The following is a 15,566-nucleotide window of genomic DNA, read 5'->3' on the forward strand; positions in this document are numbered from 1 at the left end:
TAAAGAAGTTGAAGTGTTAGAACCGCCTAAAGGTGTTGTAGCTGACCCGCTAAAGGTGAGTATTCGATCAACACAGGGACTAAGTGGTTATGAAGTACAAGCTTTACTTGAAGAAGCAGGTATTTATTCTGAATTGGCGGATCCCCGCAATGTCTTACTCATATTGCCATTATTAAAAAAGGAACAGTTTTATCCTTTACGACAGACCATTGAACAAATACAAGGAGCGTTAAAAGGGAAGAAGGGACAAAATAGTACTTCTTCTATGATTCAATGGAAGGAAGAAGCAATCATAACAACACTAGTAGTATCTTATTCAGATATGAAGCAAATGAAAACAAAACAAGTTTTATTAAATGAAGCAATTGGTCAAGTTTCAGCAGAAATGGTCATTCCATATCCTCCAGGGATTCCTTTTATTATGCCTGGGGAAATGATTACAGCTGAGAAAGTGGCGACTTTAAAACATTTATTAGCACATAAATCCCGTTTTCACGGTGGACAAGCATTGATGAGTGGTGAGCTTATCGTTTACGAATCTGGGTCTGTCCGTTAAAATGATATACTAGCAGTAAAATAATGAACGGTGGGATAAGCGATGAATCGTGGAGCATTTATTACATTGGAAGGGCCTGAAGGTGCTGGAAAAACAACGATATTGCAACTTTTAGGAGCTGCCTTAGAAAAGGAAGGACATCGTGTTGTTGTAACTAGGGAACCAGGCGGAATTCCAATTGCAGAACAAATTCGAGAAGTGATTTTAAATAAAGAGAATACAGCGATGGATTCAAGAACGGAAGCTTTATTGTATGCTGCAGCAAGGCGTCAGCATCTAGTTGAGAGAATTATTCCTGCATTAGAGCAGGGAATGATTGTACTATGTGATCGTTTTATTGATAGCTCGCTTGCTTATCAAGGGCATGCACGCGGCTTAGAAATTGAAGAAATTTATAGTATTAATACATTTGCGATTGCTGATGTTATGCCAGATATAACGCTGTATTTTGATATTGAACCAGATGAAGGATTAAAGCGAATTCAAGCGAATAATCATCGGGAAGTGAATCGTTTAGACTTGGAAACAATCGATTTCCATAAAAAAGTACGTGAAGGCTATCAGCTTGTAATGAATCGATGGAAGGAGAGATTCGTATTAATTGATGCGAGTCAATCGTTAGAGTTCGTGTTTGAACAGGCAAAGCAAAGTATTGTAGAATTTTTGCATAAAAAAGGATGATAGGACAACGATTTGTCATTATCCTCCTTTCTAACAATTAATATAATGGTAAAATAATACAGTTAATATCTGATACATGAATTTATAATACTTAAGTGAGTTGATCATTTTGAATAAAACATGGCAGGAAGCAAAACAAGTACAGCCGCAGATTATGAGGATGTTGCAAAATAGCTTAGTAAAAAAACGAGTAGCACATGCTTATTTGTTTGAAGGAGAAAAAGGAATAGGTAAACATGAAGTGAGCCATGTTTTTGCTAAAAGCTTGTTGTGTGAAGCTCCTATTGCTGGTTATGAGCCATGTGAAGAGTGTAGAAATTGCAAGCGAATCATGAGTGGAAATCATCCAGATGTTCATTATATTGAGCGAGATGGCTTATCGATTAAAAAGGAGCAAATTAAACAGCTTCAAGAGGAATTTTCGAAAAAAAGCGTAGAAGCAAATCGGAAAATCTATATGATTGCTGATGCTGATAAAATGTCCGTAGGTGCGGCTAATAGCTTATTGAAGTTTCTAGAAGAGCCATCGGATGACACAGTTGCCATCTTAATGACTGAGCAAGTTCAGAGGATATTACCAACGATTATTTCGCGATGTCAAGTATTAACCTTTCAGCCGCTTTCTCCTGAGAATGTGAAACAAAAATTGATAGAGCACAATCTTCAACCGCAAATTGCCTCCGTCATTTCCCAAATTACTCAAAATGTAGAAGAAGGTTTAGCGCTGAGCCACGATGAATGGTTTGTACAAGCTCAAAAAATAGTGGTAAAATTATATGAAGTGTTAAAACAAAACCGGATGAAGGCATTGTTATTTTTACAAACGGATTGGTTTTCTCACTTTAAGGAACGAGAGCAACTAGATAAAGGGCTTGATTTACTACTTTTGATTTATAAGGATTTACTATATATTCAATTGGACAAGCGGAACTTCGTCGTGTTTCAAAATCAGGAAGAAGAGCTTGCCTCTCATGCTCTTCAGCTCTCACAAAGGCGTCTTGCAGATTGTATGGGCACTATTTTGGATACGAAACGAAAGTTGTCGTCCAATACAAATCCACAGCTGTTAATGGAACAGCTTGTGCTGAATTTGCAGGAGGGATCATGATTTGTATGATGTTGTAGGCGTCCGTTTTAAAAAAGCGGGCAAAATATACTATTTTGATCCGGGTGAAATCGATATTCCTAAGGATGACTTTGTCATAGTGGAAACCGTTCGTGGTGTGGAATTCGGCAAGGTTGTAACAGCCCGGAAGCAAGTAGGAGAAAATGATGTTGTCCTGCCTTTGAAAAAAGTGTTAAGGATTGCGGATAAAAAAGATCGGTTAATTGTAGAGGAGAATAAAGCGGCTGCTAAAGAGGCCTACGATATTTGCTGTCAAAAGGTAGAAGAACATAAGCTAGATATGAAGCTTGTTGATGTTGAGTATACATTTGATCGAAATAAAGTTGTTTTCTTTTTTACAGCAGATGGACGTGTTGATTTTCGTGATTTAGTGAAAGACTTGGCTGCTATTTTTCGAACTAGAATTGAACTTCGCCAAATTGGTGTACGCGATGAAGCTAAAATGCTAGGCGGAATTGGACCATGTGGCCGAATGCTTTGCTGTTCAACGTTTCTTGGTGACTTTGAGCCTGTCTCCATTAAAATGGCGAAAGACCAAAATCTATCGTTAAATCCAACAAAAATATCAGGCTTATGCGGACGTCTGATGTGTTGCTTAAAATATGAAAATGATGAATACGAAAGTGCAAAAGAACTGCTTCCTGATTTAGGGGAAATTATTAAAACTCCAAACGGTAAAGGCAAGGTAGTTGGGCTTAACATTCTAGAACGTGTACTTCAAGTTGAATTAATCGAACAAGACAGAGTATTAGAATATACTTTAGATGAGATTCTAAACGAGGGAGCCGTTTCTATTCAAGCCACAGATTAGTAAGGTGGTGGGTAGCGTGGATAAGAAAGAGATTTTTGAATCGGTTACGAGTATGGAAACCCAAATCGGTCAACTGTACAAACAGCTTGGAGAATTGAAAGAACATCTTGCCGAAGTATTGGAAGATAATCAATCATTAAAGCTGGAGAATGACCACTTGCGACGTAGATTAGATTTAATTGAAGTGCCAAAGGCTGCTAAAAAAGGAGCCAGCAAGGTGAAAGTGAAGTCGATAAATAGTGAGGAAAAGACTATAGATATCGGTGAAGGGTATGATAACTTAGCTCGCATTTATCAAGAAGGTTTTCATATTTGTAATCTTCATTTTGGTAGTTTACGTAAAGAAGGAGATTGTCTCTTCTGTCTATCCTTTTTAAATAAAAAATAGCCTAGGGAGCGTTTATTTGTCTCTTTTACATGATAACATATAGTAATTCGAGGTCTGACATGTAAGCATGAGTCAGACCTTTTTTGTACGATGAAAAATGGCTAGGAGGAAACAATCTATGGTGCAACTTAGAGAAGATGAGCGACTTGATTATTTATTAGCAGAGGATTTAAGAATTATTCAAAGTCCTTCTGTGTTTGCCTTTTCATTAGATGCCGTGCTATTGTCGAAATTTGTGAATGTACCAATTCAAAAAGGGAAACTAGTTGATCTATGTTCAGGAAATGGGATTATCCCGTTGTTATTGAGTACTCGGACAAAAGGCTCAATTATAGGTGTTGAAATTCAAGAGCGGCTTTGTGATATGGCGCGTCGAAGTGTAAACTATAATGAGCTATCTCAGCAAATTGAGATGATTCATGGTGATTTGAAAGAGATAGTGAAGGAGATTGGGTATAGCAAATACGATGTAGTGACGTGTAATCCACCGTATTTTCCAACGCCTTCTCAAGAGGAAATCAATAAAAATGAACATTATGCAATTGCTCGTCATGAGATTATGTGTAACCTTGAAGACGTCATTCGAGTAAGCAGTCAACTGTTACGTCAAGGCGGAAAGGCTGCTTTTGTTCATCGTCCAGGGCGATTAATGGATATATTAAGTCTAATGAGGCAATATCGCATTGAGCCGAAGCGACTTCAGTTTGTTTATCCAAAACAAAATAAAGAAGCGAATACGATTTTAATTGAGGGAATTAAAGATGGGAACCCGGACTTAAAGGTGTTACCACCGCTTGTTGTCTATAATGAACAAAATGAATATAATCCAGACATTAGAAGGATTTTATATGGAGAGCAGTAAGCATTATTTTTATGTATTAGAATGCGCAGATACAAGCTATTATGCAGGTTATACAAATCATCTAGAACGCCGTGTAAATCTTCATAATCAAGGAAAAGGGGCCAAATATACGCGTGGGAGAACACCTGTTTCACTTATTTATTATGAAACCTTTGATACGAAAAAGGAGGCTATGCAAGCTGAATATCGTTTTAAGCAGCTATCACGGCAGAGTAAACAGAAATGGATGAAAAAGGAGGAGTAGTATGTGGCAGCAGAAGAGTTTTGAAAGAGAAGGTCTCGAGCCGGCCTTGTATTTAGTACCAACCCCTATTGGCAATTTAGAAGATATGAGCTTTCGAGCTTTACGTATTTTAAAGGAAGCAGATGTTATTGCAGCAGAGGATACAAGAAATACGAAAAAGCTATGCAATTATTTTGAGATTACAACACCGATTGTAAGCTATCATGAGCATAATAAAGAGAATAGCGGCAGGCATATGCTAGATCGACTTCGTAACGGACAGGTAATTGCTTTAGTCAGCGATGCAGGAATGCCAACGATTTCAGATCCAGGTTATGAACTAGTAAAAGATGCAATTGCCGAGCAATTAAAGGTTATTCCGCTCCCGGGGGCAAATGCAGCTTTAACAGCTTTAATTGCTTCAGGTTTAGTACCACAACCCTTTTATTTTTATGGATTTTTGCAAAGAGGGGCTAAACAGAAGAAGGAGGAGCTTCAGAGATTAAAGAAGATAGAAGCTACATGGGTTATGTATGAATCCCCTCATCGTTTAAAAGAAACATTAAAGCAGATGCTTGATATATTAGGAGACCGAAATATTGTTTTATGCCGTGAGTTGACGAAGAAGTTTGAAGAATTTATTCGTGGAACGATTAGTGAGGCATTAGCATGGGCAAATGAATCTGAAGTACGTGGTGAATTTTGTTTAATTATAGAAGGGGCTATACCTGCCACAGAAGAGGAAGAAATCGTTTGGTGGAGTTCAATGGATTTAGTTAAACATGTAGACTACTATGTGGAAGCGAAAGGGCTTCAGTCGAAGGAAGCTATTAAGCAGGTTGCAAAAGATCGTGGGTTGCAAAAGAGGGAAGTGTATCAAGCCTATCATATTGAAGAATAAATACAAAAAAGCTACTAGATGAATCTAGTAGCTTTTTTTATATCTTATTTAGAAGCTTCGAAACTATTTTGAATTTCTTTAATAAGAATTTCAGCACCTTCACGGCTAAGAACTAATTTACCGCCTGCAAGTGTTAAGTTATCGTCAGATACTTCACCAGTTACTTGGCAAGTCATGTTTGGTTTGTATTTTTTTAAGATGATGCGCTCATCATCTACGTAAATTTCTAAAGCGTCCTTTTCTGCAATACCTAATGTACGGCGAAGCTCAATCGGAATTACCACACGACCTAATTCATCAACTTTACGAACGATTCCTGTAGATTTCATAACTAATAAAATCTCCTCTCAAATTTATAATCTATTATCTATTTTTTTATTCGTCAATATTCGACAAACTTCTTATAAACCTATAATACCAGCCATTCCCAAATACGTCAATGATTTTATTTTTTATTATTACTGTATTTTTTGAGTGGTCAAATGCCCATATATCAAGGGTTTATTGCGCTTTTTATCCTTTTTATTCCCTTATTTATCGAAAAATTTTTAAAAGAAAATTGAACGTTTGATAATGGTCAGCAGAATTCGACACAGGTGTACGGCAATCGACATCTGCCAATGTTCATTATACTCATAAATTCAATATAATTCCAATGAAATGTTCGGTTTAGGTTACTTTTTTTGTATATTTTTGTAAAAATATAGATTCTATCTGTATATGTATTGTTTGACGCAGGTATATTTTATTTATAAATGAGGCAATGATGATAAAATGAATGGCATTGTGTCCTTTTTAAAGAGGAGTTTATGTTTTCTAGTCGCATAGATGGACAGATAGCGTTAAAATAGGGGTAGCGGTTTCATGCAGTTTAGTGATATTTATAGAACTAGATTTGCAAAAGTTGAGGAGGAAGGAAAAGAATATGAAGGATAACCAAAAGACATTTTATATTACAACGCCTATTTATTATCCAAGTGGAAATTTACATATAGGTCATGCTTATACAACTGTGGCAGGCGATGCAATGGCTCGCTATAAAAGACTGCGTGGATTCGATGTCATGTACTTGACAGGGACCGATGAACATGGTCAAAAGATTCAACGAAAGGCAGAAGAACAAGGGATAACACCACAGCAATATGTCGATAATATCGTTTCAGGTATTAAAGATCTATGGAAAAAACTTGATATTTCTTACAATGACTTTATTAGAACAACGGAAGAGCGTCATAAAGAAGTTGTTGCCAAGATTTTTAAGCAGCTGCTTGATCAGGGAGATATTTATTTAGATGAATATGAGGGGTTATACTGTACACCTTGTGAATCATTCTTTACAGAGCGTCAAGTTGAAGAAAATGATGGAAAGTGCCCGGACTGCAACAGACCAGTTGAAAAGGTAAAAGAGGAATCATATTTCTTTAGAATGAGTAAGTATGCAGACCGTTTGCTGCAATTTTATGAAGAAAATCCACAATTTATTCAACCGGAATCTCGTAAGAATGAAATGATTAATAACTTCATTAAGCCAGGTTTAGAGGATTTGGCTGTTTCGCGTACGACTTTTGATTGGGGAATTAAAGTACCAGGTAATCCGAAGCATGTTGTGTATGTATGGATTGATGCCTTAACGAATTATATTACCGCTTTAGGTTATGGGTCTAAAGATGAGTCAAAGTATACTAAATATTGGCCAGCTAATGTTCATCTTGTTGGAAAAGAAATCGTACGCTTCCATACTATTTATTGGCCAATTATGTTGATGGCACTGGATTTACCATTACCGAACAAAGTGTTTGCGCATGGTTGGTTATTAATGAAGGATGGCAAGATGTCAAAGTCAAAAGGAAACGTGGTCGATCCTGTCACATTAATTGATCGTTACGGGTTAGATGCGTTACGCTATTATTTACTGCGTGAAGTACCATTTGGTTCAGATGGAGTATTTACTCCAGAAGGCTTTATTGAACGTATTAACTTTGATTTAGCGAATGATCTTGGAAATCTACTTAATCGTACAGTTGCCATGATTAATAAATATTTTGATGGAGAAATCCCAGCTTATGTAGATTCAAAAGGTGAATTCCAGCAGTCTTTATTAGAGATGAATAGGGAAACTGTGAAGAAATATGAAGAGGCTATGGAGAATATGGAATTCTCAGTTGCTTTGACGTCTATTTGGCAGCTTGTGAGCAGAACGAATAAATTTATTGATGAAACACAGCCATGGGTACTTGCAAAAGAGGAAGAAAAGCGCGATGAACTAGGAAGTGTAATGGTTCATTTAGCTGAAACATTACGTCGAGTGGCTATTTTACTAAAACCATTTTTAACACAGACACCAGAAAAAATCTTTGCCCAATTAAATATTAAGGATGAGATATTAAAAACGTGGGATAGCTTGGATGCTTTTGGACAAATTCCAGCTCAAACAAAGGTAGTTAAAGCAGAACCAATTTTTCCTCGATTAGAGATGGAAGAGGAAGTCCAATATATTAAAGAGCAAATGCAGGGGGGAGCTCCAAAAGAGGAATCAAAGGAAGAACCGAAAGAAATTGAAATTCCAGAAGTCGATGAGATTACAATTGATGATTTCATGAAAGTAGAGCTTAGAGTAGCACAAGTGCTAGAAGTAGAACCAGTGAAAAAGGCTGATAAACTTTTAAAATTACAACTAGATTTGGGCTATGAAAGACGCCAAGTTGTATCAGGTATTGCTCAATATTATAAACCGGAAGAATTAGTGGGCAAAAAAGTCATTTGTGTTACAAATTTGAAACCAGTAAAATTGCGCGGTGAATTATCACAGGGAATGATTCTAGCAGGAAGTAATGAAGGTGTATTATCCGTTGCAACCGTTGATGCAGCGCTTCCTAATGGCTCTAAAGTGAAATAGACAACAGGCATTTAAAGATAAAGAAAAAAGCATAAAAATGTTTCATGTGAAACGTTTTTATGCTTTTTTATGTATATTTTTACCAAATTCGATTTTTTTGTTACATATTTGTAATCGAATTGTGAAACATAAGCACTGTATTTCGTAATAAACTAATGGTAGAGAGGAAGATAGAAATGCTATTTGATACGCATGTACATCTGAACGCAGAACAATTTGAAGAAGATTTGACAGAAGCAATTAAGAGAGCACAAGAAGCAGGGGTCGCTAACATGATTGTCGTAGGATTTGATCGTCCAACGATTACAAAGGCAATGGAGTTAGTAGAAACATATGATTTCTTATATGCGGCCGTAGGCTGGCATCCTGTTGATGCAATTGATATGACTGATGGTGATTTAGAGTGGATCGAATCACTAGCAGCACATCCAAAGGTCGTAGCAATTGGAGAAATGGGACTAGACTATTATTGGGATAAGTCACCAAAAGAAATCCAAATGGAGGTGTTTCGAAAGCAAATTCGTTTGGCTAAAAGAGTGAAACTACCAATTATTATTCATAATCGAGAAGCGACAGCAGATATTATAACCATTTTAAGAGAAGAAGAGGCATCACTTGTAGGTGGTATTATGCATTGCTTTAGTGGCAGTGTAGAAACGGCAAAAGAATGTTTAGAGATGAACTTTTATATTTCTCTCGGTGGGCCAGTTACATTTAAAAATGCTAAAAAACCGAAGGAAGTTGCAGCAGAAGTTCCACTAGATCGCTTGCTTATTGAAACCGATTGTCCGTACTTAGCTCCGCATCCTTTTAGAGGAAAAAGAAATGAACCGGCTTATGTGAAACTAGTAGCTGAGCAGATTGCAAGTATTAAACAAGTTTCAGTAGAAGAAGTTGCACGCATTACAACAGAAAATGCCAAAAAAATATTCGCCATAAATTGACAATTTCCTTTGTGAATATTCACCTAATATTTGTCTTTTTCTCGTCAATTCCCAAAAATTCTACAAATCTCATGTCTATCAATGATTAATGTTGTCGAGAATTCACCCTTTTCAATTTCATAGACACTAGTCATAATAGGAACTAATTTCCTAACAATGAAAAAAACAGGTGGGTTGACATCTTGCTGAGTATGTCTTTATAATCACCGAGAGGAAGGAGGAGTTTTTCATTTTTGTAGAAACTATGAAGAACTTAGTTCCCAAGTCTTTTGGGATAAAGCGAACAACCAATGCTATTTGTAGTGTACTTGTGCTTACGATAGTGGTTGGAATCCTGTTTTATCAAGGTACAAAGCAGACGATTACTGTCATCATTGATGGGCAAGAACAAGTAGTGCGCACACATGCTGCTACTGTAGATGAGGTATTAAAAGAGTTAGAGATTCAGGTCAAAGCTGAAGACTACATATTGCCTTCGAAAAACAGTCAGTTGAAAGAGGATGTACAAGTAGTCTGGAAACCTGCTCAACAAGTAGCATTACTTCAGGACGGCAAGGAAACAAAAGTATGGACAACAACTGATACAGTTGGTGAGTTGTTAAAGGAACAAGACATTGAAGTGACACAACATGATAAATTGAGTCCTGCTAAAAAGACCCCTATTAAAGAAAAAATGGAAATTTCCGTTAAAAAAGCTTTTCCACTCACTTTAGTAGTGGGAGGTAAGAAAAAGCAAGTGTGGTCAACTTCGACTACGGTCGTTGACTTTTTGACGCAACAAGGTGTGAAGCTCAATGAATTAGATAGAGTTGAGCCGAAATTATCGGAAAAAGTTCAAGCAAAGAATACAATAAACGTCACTCGAGTTGAAAAAGTCACCGATGTAGTGGAATCACCAATCGAATATGACATTGTGAAAAAAGAAGATGATTCCCTTTCAGAAGGAAAAGAAAAAATCCTGACAGAAGGGAAAAAAGGTCAAATTTCAACACAATATGAAGTCATAAAAGAAAACGGTAAAGAAGTAAAACGAAAAGTTATTGCTGAAAAGGTTATAAAAGAAAAGCAGGATCAGGTAGTCGCAGTAGGAACGAAAGCACCTACTCCCACTGCTACTTATGCAAGTAATGTTAGTAGTTCATCAGGCGGAAAAGAAATATATGTTTCATCAACCGCTTACACAGCAAGCTGTAATGGTTGTTCCGGCGTGACAGCGACGGGAATGAATTTAAAGAGTAATCCACATGCAAAGGTGATTGCTGTTGATCCTAATGTCATCCCGCTTGGTTCTAAAGTACATGTTGAAGGATACGGCTATGCTGTTGCTGCCGACAAAGGTGGAGCAATTAGAGGAAATAAAATTGATGTGTTTATCCCTTCTAAATCTGAAGCCTATCGTTGGGGTGTCAAGAGGGTAAAGGTTCGTATAATCGATTAGAAGACTTTTAGCAGGAGATGATGTATCTCCTGTTTTTTATTTGTCTTTCTAGACGTATGATGCATGGGTTTTTAGATTCACAATATGTTTAACATCGCTTTTGCTTTATAATAAGACAAGTGCAAGAGCCTTGATTAGCAAGGTGATACGTATCAAGTAAGAATATATTTTGGTATCCTATACTGCATAGACGAGTGAAAACATAAAAAGGTTTCGCGATATGGAGGAAGAAATGAAAAAAATTAAGGAAATTATTGTAGTGGAAGGAAAAGACGATACCGTGGCCATTAAGCGGTCAGTTAATGCCGATACGATTGAGACAAATGGTTCAGCCGTGAATGAATCTGTTATTGAACAAGTTCGGCTTGCTCAGCAAACACGAGGCGTGATTATTTTTACTGATCCAGACTTTCCAGGTCAAAAAATTAGAAATACGATTTCGGAGCAAGTGAAGGGCTGTAAGCATGCTTTCATTACGAAACAGGAGGGATTGCCGAAATCTGGACGCGGTATTGGTGTGGAGCATGCATCTCCCGAGGCGATTCGAAATGCGTTGAAGGATGCGCAATTAATGGAGGAAGAGGCTCCTGAAGAAATTTCGCAGCAGGACCTTGTTGATGCAGGTTTAATCGGCGGGGCAGGTGCAAAGGATAGAAGAGAAAGACTTGGCGTACTGTTACGTATTGGCCACACAAATGGTAAGCAGTTATATAAACGTTTGAACATGTTTCAAATTTCGAAGAAAGCGTTTATTGAGGCAATGGTTCGGATAAATCAGGAGGAAAAGAATGAATAAAGACATTGCAACACCTATTAGAACAAAAGAAATCTTAAAGAAGTATGGTTTTTCCTTTAAGAAGAGTTTAGGGCAGAACTTTTTAATTGATACGAATATTTTACATCGAATTGTAGACTTTGCAGAGCTGACAGAAGAAAGCGGTGCTATTGAGATTGGACCAGGAATTGGGGCTTTAACGGAACAGCTTGCTAAAAGAAGTAAAAAAGTGACAGCGTTTGAGATTGATCAGCGCCTACTGCCTATTTTAGCGGATACATTGTTACCCTATCAGAATGTGAAGATTATTCATCAGGATATTTTAAAAGCCGATGTTCAGCAAGTGGTTTCGGAAGAGTTTGCAGGTATACGTGATTTAATGGTTGTAGCGAACCTCCCTTATTATGTGACGACACCGATTATTTTAAAGTTATTAGCTGATCGTTTGCCGATTCGGGGCATTGTCTGTATGCTGCAAAAAGAAGTGGCAGACCGGATTGCGGCGAAACCGGGTACGAAAGAGTATGGTTCTTTATCTATCGCTATCCAATACTATACGGAAGCTGAAACGGTGATGATTGTTCCCAAAACAGTCTTTATGCCACAGCCGAATGTAGATTCTGCAGTCATTCGATTGACGAAAAGAGAAAAGCCGCTCGTGGAAGTGAAGGATGAAGAGTTTTTATTTCAGGTGACACGTGCAAGCTTTGCCCAAAGAAGAAAAACCATTTTAAATAATTTATCCAGTCAGCTTCCAAGTGGTAAGGAGAAGAAGGAGCAAATTATTGAGGCCCTTGAAGAAACAGGTATTGATCCAACAAGACGGGGTGAAACGTTAACGATTGAAGAGTTCGGGCGTTTGAGTGATGCTTTATTAGGGACATTTAAATAAAGATGGAAAATCAGCTAGGGGATGACCTCTAGCTCTTTTTTATTGTCTAGCGATAAATGACTTCTTCAGCGCCTTGCTGCTGTTTCATACCTTTTGTTAGTCGAGGGGGTTTATAGACTTGTTTCATGTGAAACCACGATCTCGTGTGCCTGCCAGCTTGTGTAGCATGTTGGAAGGCTTCTGTTTTTATATTCACCATGGACTGTGCTTTTGCATACTGTAGAAAGATAAAGCACCTAACTTAAAGGAATTTTTCTCATGGGGTGAGACCATGACTGTGCAGATTAATGATATTGTTGGACGAATTTCATATGAGAGCGATATATTATTTCGCGTCATCGATATTCGGGAGGTAAATGGAAAGAAGCAAGCCATTTTATATGGGGAAGAGTTTCGGCTAATTGCAGATGCTCCTTTTGAAGATTTAGTAAAGATTCAGGAAGAAGAGCGAAATGAACGCCAACGTGCGACAAAAGAGCTACAAGAGCAATCCAATCGTCTACTTACGCAGGATTTAGAATTACAGCAGCAAAAGAGCGGTTATGAATCGAGTAACGGATATCGATATGATGGGGATTATTTTCAAATACCGGGCAAGGTGCTCCATGTTGATGGAGATGCATCTTATTTACGTAAGTGTTTGGATTTATATGCAAGGTTTCATATTCCTGTAAACGGTGTATTTTGTAATGAGAAAGAAATGCCATACAAAATCGGCGGCTTATTGGATCATTATCGACCTGATATTCTCGTCATTACAGGGCATGATTCTTATTCGAAATCGAAAGGCGATATAACGGATCTAAAGGCCTATCGCCATTCGAAGGAATTTGTCGAGACAGTTCGTGAAGCACGCAAAAAGGTAGCAAGCTTAGATCATCTTATTATTTTTGCAGGAGCTTGTCAGTCCCACTTTGAATCCATTATTCAAGCGGGGGCCAATTTTGCAAGCTCTCCTTCGCGAGTTAATATCCATGCTTTAGATCCTGTCTATATAGTAGGGAAGATTAGTTTTACACCATTTCGTGAGTATATACATGTATGGGATGTGCTGCGTAATACATTAACTGGGGAAAAAGGGTTAGGCGGCATTGAAACAAGAGGAGTCCTGCGAACAGGTTTGCCGTTTAAACCGATTCAAGAAGAAAAATAAGCTGCATTCTTATACAGATGTAGCTTATTTTCATGTAGAGCAAAACAGTTGTAACAGCTTTACATAATATTTCAATAATAGTGCCATACTATGGTTAGCCAACATTTTTAATGGATTTTATAATAAAAATTATTGACAAACATTTTTAAGTGCTGATATAATTTAATATTTTATTTGCGTTTCAACCCAGAATGTGATATACTATACTTAGTGAGGTGGACCGAAAATGCCAAAAACTTTAGCTGATATTAAAACGGCACTTGATTCAAACCTAGGAAAAAGGTTGCTTTTAAAGGCGAATGGTGGAAGAAGAAAGACTGTAGAACGTTTTGGAACGTTGGCGGAAACTTACCCGGCTGTTTTTGTAATTGAGCTTGACCAAGAGGAAAATGCGTTTGAAAGAGTATCTTACAGCTATGCGGATGTATTAACGGAAACCGTACAATTAACGTTTTTAAACAAACAACAAGAAATGTAATTAGAGTAAGCAGTAAACGTTATGTTTGCTGCTTTTTAGTTTTTATAAAAAGCTCATGATAATAAAGTTTCATGTGCACACTATAGATGTAGTAGCATGCAAAAGGAGCTGTTTCAATTGAGTAGAAGAAAAGGGATTATGTCAGAAGGTTTAAAGGAAGAACTGGCAAAGGAACTTGGTTTTTACGATGTTGTTCAGAAAGAAGGCTGGGGCGGCATTCGAGCTCGTGATGCAGGAAACATGGTGAAACTCGCCATTGAAAAAGCGCAGCGTCAAATGATGGGGCAATAACAATCTTAGTCTGACTATACGACTTCATGCTATCTACACATCTAATCAGAACCAAACTCTTATTCCATGTATAAGCATAATCATTTATGTTTACATTGTGAATAATAGAGTTTGGTTCTTTCTTTAGGCGAGTCCGCTTTTCCTTTAGGTTCTTTGAAGAAATACTTAAATTTCATTTCATTGAAATTACACGGAAAAAACCTTTAGAATAGATTCAGATATGATAGAATAGGACAAGAACTTTTAAGAACGTTAAAGTAGGTGGAAATAGTGAAGCTCATGGAGAAGGCACCAGCTAAAATAAATTTGGCGCTTGATGTTCTTTTTAAGCGACCTGATGGCTATCATGAAGTAGAAATGATTATGACAACGGTAGATCTTGCCGACAGGATTGAATTGAAAGAGATTCCTGGGAAAAATATCAAAATCCTATCTCATAATCGTTTTGTGCCAGACGATCATCGCAATTTAGCTTATCAGGCTGCACATATATTAAAAGAACGGTACGATGTGAATAAAGGCGTTTCGATTACCATTGAAAAGAATATTCCGGTTGCAGCTGGACTTGCTGGAGGAAGTAGTGATGCGGCTGCGACATTAAGAGGATTGAATAGATTATGGGGGCTTGGTCTCTCATTAGATGAATTAGCGGAAATTGGCGCAGAAATTGGTTCTGATGTCTCTTTTTGTGTATATGGAGGCACTGCGCTTGCAAAAGGTCGAGGTGAGAAAATTACTCATTTACCACCGCCTCCGAATTGTTGGGTTATTTTAGCTAAACCAACGCTTGGTGTTTCGACAGCAAATGTTTATAAACGCTTACAGCTTTCTGATATGGAACATCCAGATGTGTACGGAATGATTGCGGCGATTGAAAATAATGATTATCAAAAAGTATGCAGTGGTTTAGGGAATGTATTAGAACAAGTGACGTTACCGCTTTATCCAGAAGTAGCAAACATTAAAAATCAGATGAAAACGTTTGGAGCAGATGCCGTACTAATGAGTGGGAGTGGTCCGACAGTTTTTGGGCTAGTGGAGCATGATTCTCGTATGCAAAGAATTTATAATGGTTTGCGCGGCTTTTGTGATCAGGTATACGCTGTTCGTTTGCTTGGAACTCAGAACCATCTTGAATAAATACGTACATT

General features: G+C 37.5%; 18 protein-coding genes (1 of these 18 cut by a window edge). 17 read left to right on the forward strand and 1 reads right to left on the reverse strand.

Annotated elements, in window-relative coordinates; all coding sequences use genetic code 11:
• From BAOM_RS00160 to rsmI, 8 genes are all read left to right on the forward strand, one after another.
• On the forward strand, window positions 1-556 hold the final stretch of the coding sequence (locus BAOM_RS00160; protein WP_127758597.1) for an aminotransferase class I/II-fold pyridoxal phosphate-dependent enzyme. 899 nt of this gene lie to the left of the window's left edge; 556 of the gene's 1,455 nt are visible here — the last part of the coding sequence; its start codon lies beyond the left edge, outside the window; it ends in the stop codon at window positions 554-556.
• 42 nt (window positions 557-598) lie between these two features.
• Window positions 599-1,237 carry a dTMP kinase gene (tmk, locus tag BAOM_RS00165; protein WP_127758598.1) on the forward strand — a complete coding sequence of 213 codons (639 nt, stop codon included), beginning with the start codon at window positions 599-601 and terminating at the stop codon, window positions 1,235-1,237.
• A gap of 109 nt (window positions 1,238-1,346) precedes the next feature.
• Window positions 1,347-2,345: a DNA polymerase III subunit delta' gene (gene holB / locus BAOM_RS00170; protein ID WP_119117784.1), complete on the forward strand. Its 999-nt coding sequence runs from the start codon at window positions 1,347-1,349 to the stop codon at window positions 2,343-2,345.
• A 1-nt stretch (window position 2,346) separates the two neighbouring features.
• Window positions 2,347-3,174, forward strand: a complete 828-nt coding sequence (locus BAOM_RS00175) for a PSP1 domain-containing protein (protein WP_127758599.1) — start codon at window positions 2,347-2,349, stop codon at window positions 3,172-3,174.
• 16 nt (window positions 3,175-3,190) lie between these two features.
• A complete protein-coding gene (yabA, locus tag BAOM_RS00180; protein ID WP_127758600.1) occupies window positions 3,191-3,562 on the forward strand; it encodes a DNA replication initiation control protein YabA in 372 nt (123 codons plus the stop codon).
• A 118-nt stretch (window positions 3,563-3,680) separates the two neighbouring features.
• Window positions 3,681-4,424 (forward strand): tRNA1(Val) (adenine(37)-N6)-methyltransferase, encoded by a 744-nt coding sequence (locus BAOM_RS00185; RefSeq protein WP_119117781.1) that lies wholly within the window; start codon window positions 3,681-3,683, stop codon window positions 4,422-4,424.
• Entirely contained in the window at window positions 4,411-4,668 is a 258-nt protein-coding gene (locus tag BAOM_RS00190) for a GIY-YIG nuclease family protein (protein ID WP_127758601.1), read from the forward strand. The genes BAOM_RS00185 and BAOM_RS00190 overlap by 14 nt, the downstream gene beginning before the upstream one ends.
• Window position 4,669: 1 nt before the next feature.
• A complete protein-coding gene (gene rsmI / locus BAOM_RS00195) occupies window positions 4,670-5,548 on the forward strand; it encodes a 16S rRNA (cytidine(1402)-2'-O)-methyltransferase (RefSeq protein ID WP_127758602.1) in 879 nt (292 codons plus the stop codon).
• Between the two features lie 44 nt (window positions 5,549-5,592).
• Here rsmI and BAOM_RS00200 read toward each other — a convergent pair whose 3' ends face one another.
• A complete protein-coding gene (locus tag BAOM_RS00200) occupies window positions 5,593-5,877 on the reverse strand; it encodes a transition state genes transcriptional regulator AbrB (protein WP_119117778.1) in 285 nt (94 codons plus the stop codon).
• A gap of 596 nt (window positions 5,878-6,473) precedes the next feature.
• On the opposite strand from BAOM_RS00200, the gene metG reads away from it, so the two are divergent.
• The 9 genes from metG (at window position 6,474) to ispE (ending at window position 15,555) form a co-directional block, all read left to right on the forward strand.
• The gene (gene metG / locus BAOM_RS00205; protein WP_127758603.1) at window positions 6,474-8,444 is read left to right on the forward strand and encodes a methionine--tRNA ligase; all 1,971 of its coding nucleotides are present in this window, start codon (window positions 6,474-6,476) and stop codon (window positions 8,442-8,444) included.
• A 176-nt stretch (window positions 8,445-8,620) separates the two neighbouring features.
• Window positions 8,621-9,388, forward strand: a complete 768-nt coding sequence (locus BAOM_RS00210; RefSeq protein ID WP_127758604.1) for a TatD family hydrolase — start codon at window positions 8,621-8,623, stop codon at window positions 9,386-9,388.
• A gap of 244 nt (window positions 9,389-9,632) precedes the next feature.
• Window positions 9,633-10,826, forward strand: coding sequence for a resuscitation-promoting factor (locus BAOM_RS00215; RefSeq protein ID WP_127758605.1), 1,194 nt, complete (start codon window positions 9,633-9,635; stop codon window positions 10,824-10,826).
• Window positions 10,827-11,058: 232 nt separating this feature from the next.
• The gene (rnmV, locus tag BAOM_RS00220; protein ID WP_127758606.1) at window positions 11,059-11,622 is read left to right on the forward strand and encodes a ribonuclease M5; all 564 of its coding nucleotides are present in this window, start codon (window positions 11,059-11,061) and stop codon (window positions 11,620-11,622) included.
• Window positions 11,615-12,493 (forward strand): 16S rRNA (adenine(1518)-N(6)/adenine(1519)-N(6))-dimethyltransferase RsmA, encoded by an 879-nt coding sequence (gene rsmA, locus BAOM_RS00225; protein ID WP_127758607.1) that lies wholly within the window; start codon window positions 11,615-11,617, stop codon window positions 12,491-12,493. Before rnmV ends, rsmA begins: the two co-directional genes overlap by 8 nt.
• Before the next feature lie 271 nt (window positions 12,494-12,764).
• Complete coding sequence (gene yabG / locus BAOM_RS00230) at window positions 12,765-13,646, forward strand: sporulation peptidase YabG (RefSeq protein WP_127758608.1); 882 nt, start codon at window positions 12,765-12,767, stop codon at window positions 13,644-13,646.
• Between the two features lie 226 nt (window positions 13,647-13,872).
• On the forward strand, window positions 13,873-14,124 hold the full coding sequence (gene veg, locus BAOM_RS00235) for a biofilm formation stimulator Veg (protein ID WP_119117770.1): 252 nt from the start codon (window positions 13,873-13,875) through the stop codon (window positions 14,122-14,124).
• Between the two features lie 117 nt (window positions 14,125-14,241).
• Window positions 14,242-14,415: a small, acid-soluble spore protein, alpha/beta type gene (locus BAOM_RS00240; protein WP_119117769.1), complete on the forward strand. Its 174-nt coding sequence runs from the start codon at window positions 14,242-14,244 to the stop codon at window positions 14,413-14,415.
• A 270-nt stretch (window positions 14,416-14,685) separates the two neighbouring features.
• Window positions 14,686-15,555, forward strand: coding sequence for a 4-(cytidine 5'-diphospho)-2-C-methyl-D-erythritol kinase (gene ispE, locus BAOM_RS00245; RefSeq protein WP_127758609.1), 870 nt, complete (start codon window positions 14,686-14,688; stop codon window positions 15,553-15,555).
• Window positions 15,556-15,566 lie beyond the last annotated feature (11 nt).

The organism is Peribacillus asahii, assembly GCF_004006295.1.
GTDB classification, from domain to species: Bacteria; Bacillota; Bacilli; order Bacillales; family DSM-1321; genus Peribacillus; species Peribacillus asahii_A.

Excerpts from the sequence above, each read along its gene's own strand:
- metG (WP_127758603.1), top strand. The coding sequence starts at position 6,474 with ATGAAGGATAACCAAAAGACATTTTATATTACAACGCCTATTTATTAT.
- veg (WP_119117770.1), top strand. The coding sequence starts at position 13,873 with ATGCCAAAAACTTTAGCTGATATTAAAACGGCACTTGATTCAAACCTA.
- tmk (WP_127758598.1), top strand. The coding sequence starts at position 599 with ATGAATCGTGGAGCATTTATTACATTGGAAGGGCCTGAAGGTGCTGGA.
- BAOM_RS00185 (WP_119117781.1), top strand. The coding sequence starts at position 3,681 with ATGGTGCAACTTAGAGAAGATGAGCGACTTGATTATTTATTAGCAGAG.
- BAOM_RS00215 (WP_127758605.1), top strand. The coding sequence starts at position 9,633 with ATGAAGAACTTAGTTCCCAAGTCTTTTGGGATAAAGCGAACAACCAAT.
- BAOM_RS00190 (WP_127758601.1), top strand. The coding sequence starts at position 4,411 with ATGGAGAGCAGTAAGCATTATTTTTATGTATTAGAATGCGCAGATACA.
- rsmA (WP_127758607.1), top strand. The coding sequence starts at position 11,615 with ATGAATAAAGACATTGCAACACCTATTAGAACAAAAGAAATCTTAAAG.
- yabG (WP_127758608.1), top strand. The coding sequence starts at position 12,765 with ATGACTGTGCAGATTAATGATATTGTTGGACGAATTTCATATGAGAGC.
- BAOM_RS00210 (WP_127758604.1), top strand. The coding sequence starts at position 8,621 with ATGCTATTTGATACGCATGTACATCTGAACGCAGAACAATTTGAAGAA.
- rsmI (WP_127758602.1), top strand. The coding sequence starts at position 4,670 with ATGTGGCAGCAGAAGAGTTTTGAAAGAGAAGGTCTCGAGCCGGCCTTG.
- BAOM_RS00200 (WP_119117778.1), bottom strand. The coding sequence starts at position 5,877 with ATGAAATCTACAGGAATCGTTCGTAAAGTTGATGAATTAGGTCGTGTG.
- rnmV (WP_127758606.1), top strand. The coding sequence starts at position 11,059 with ATGAAAAAAATTAAGGAAATTATTGTAGTGGAAGGAAAAGACGATACC.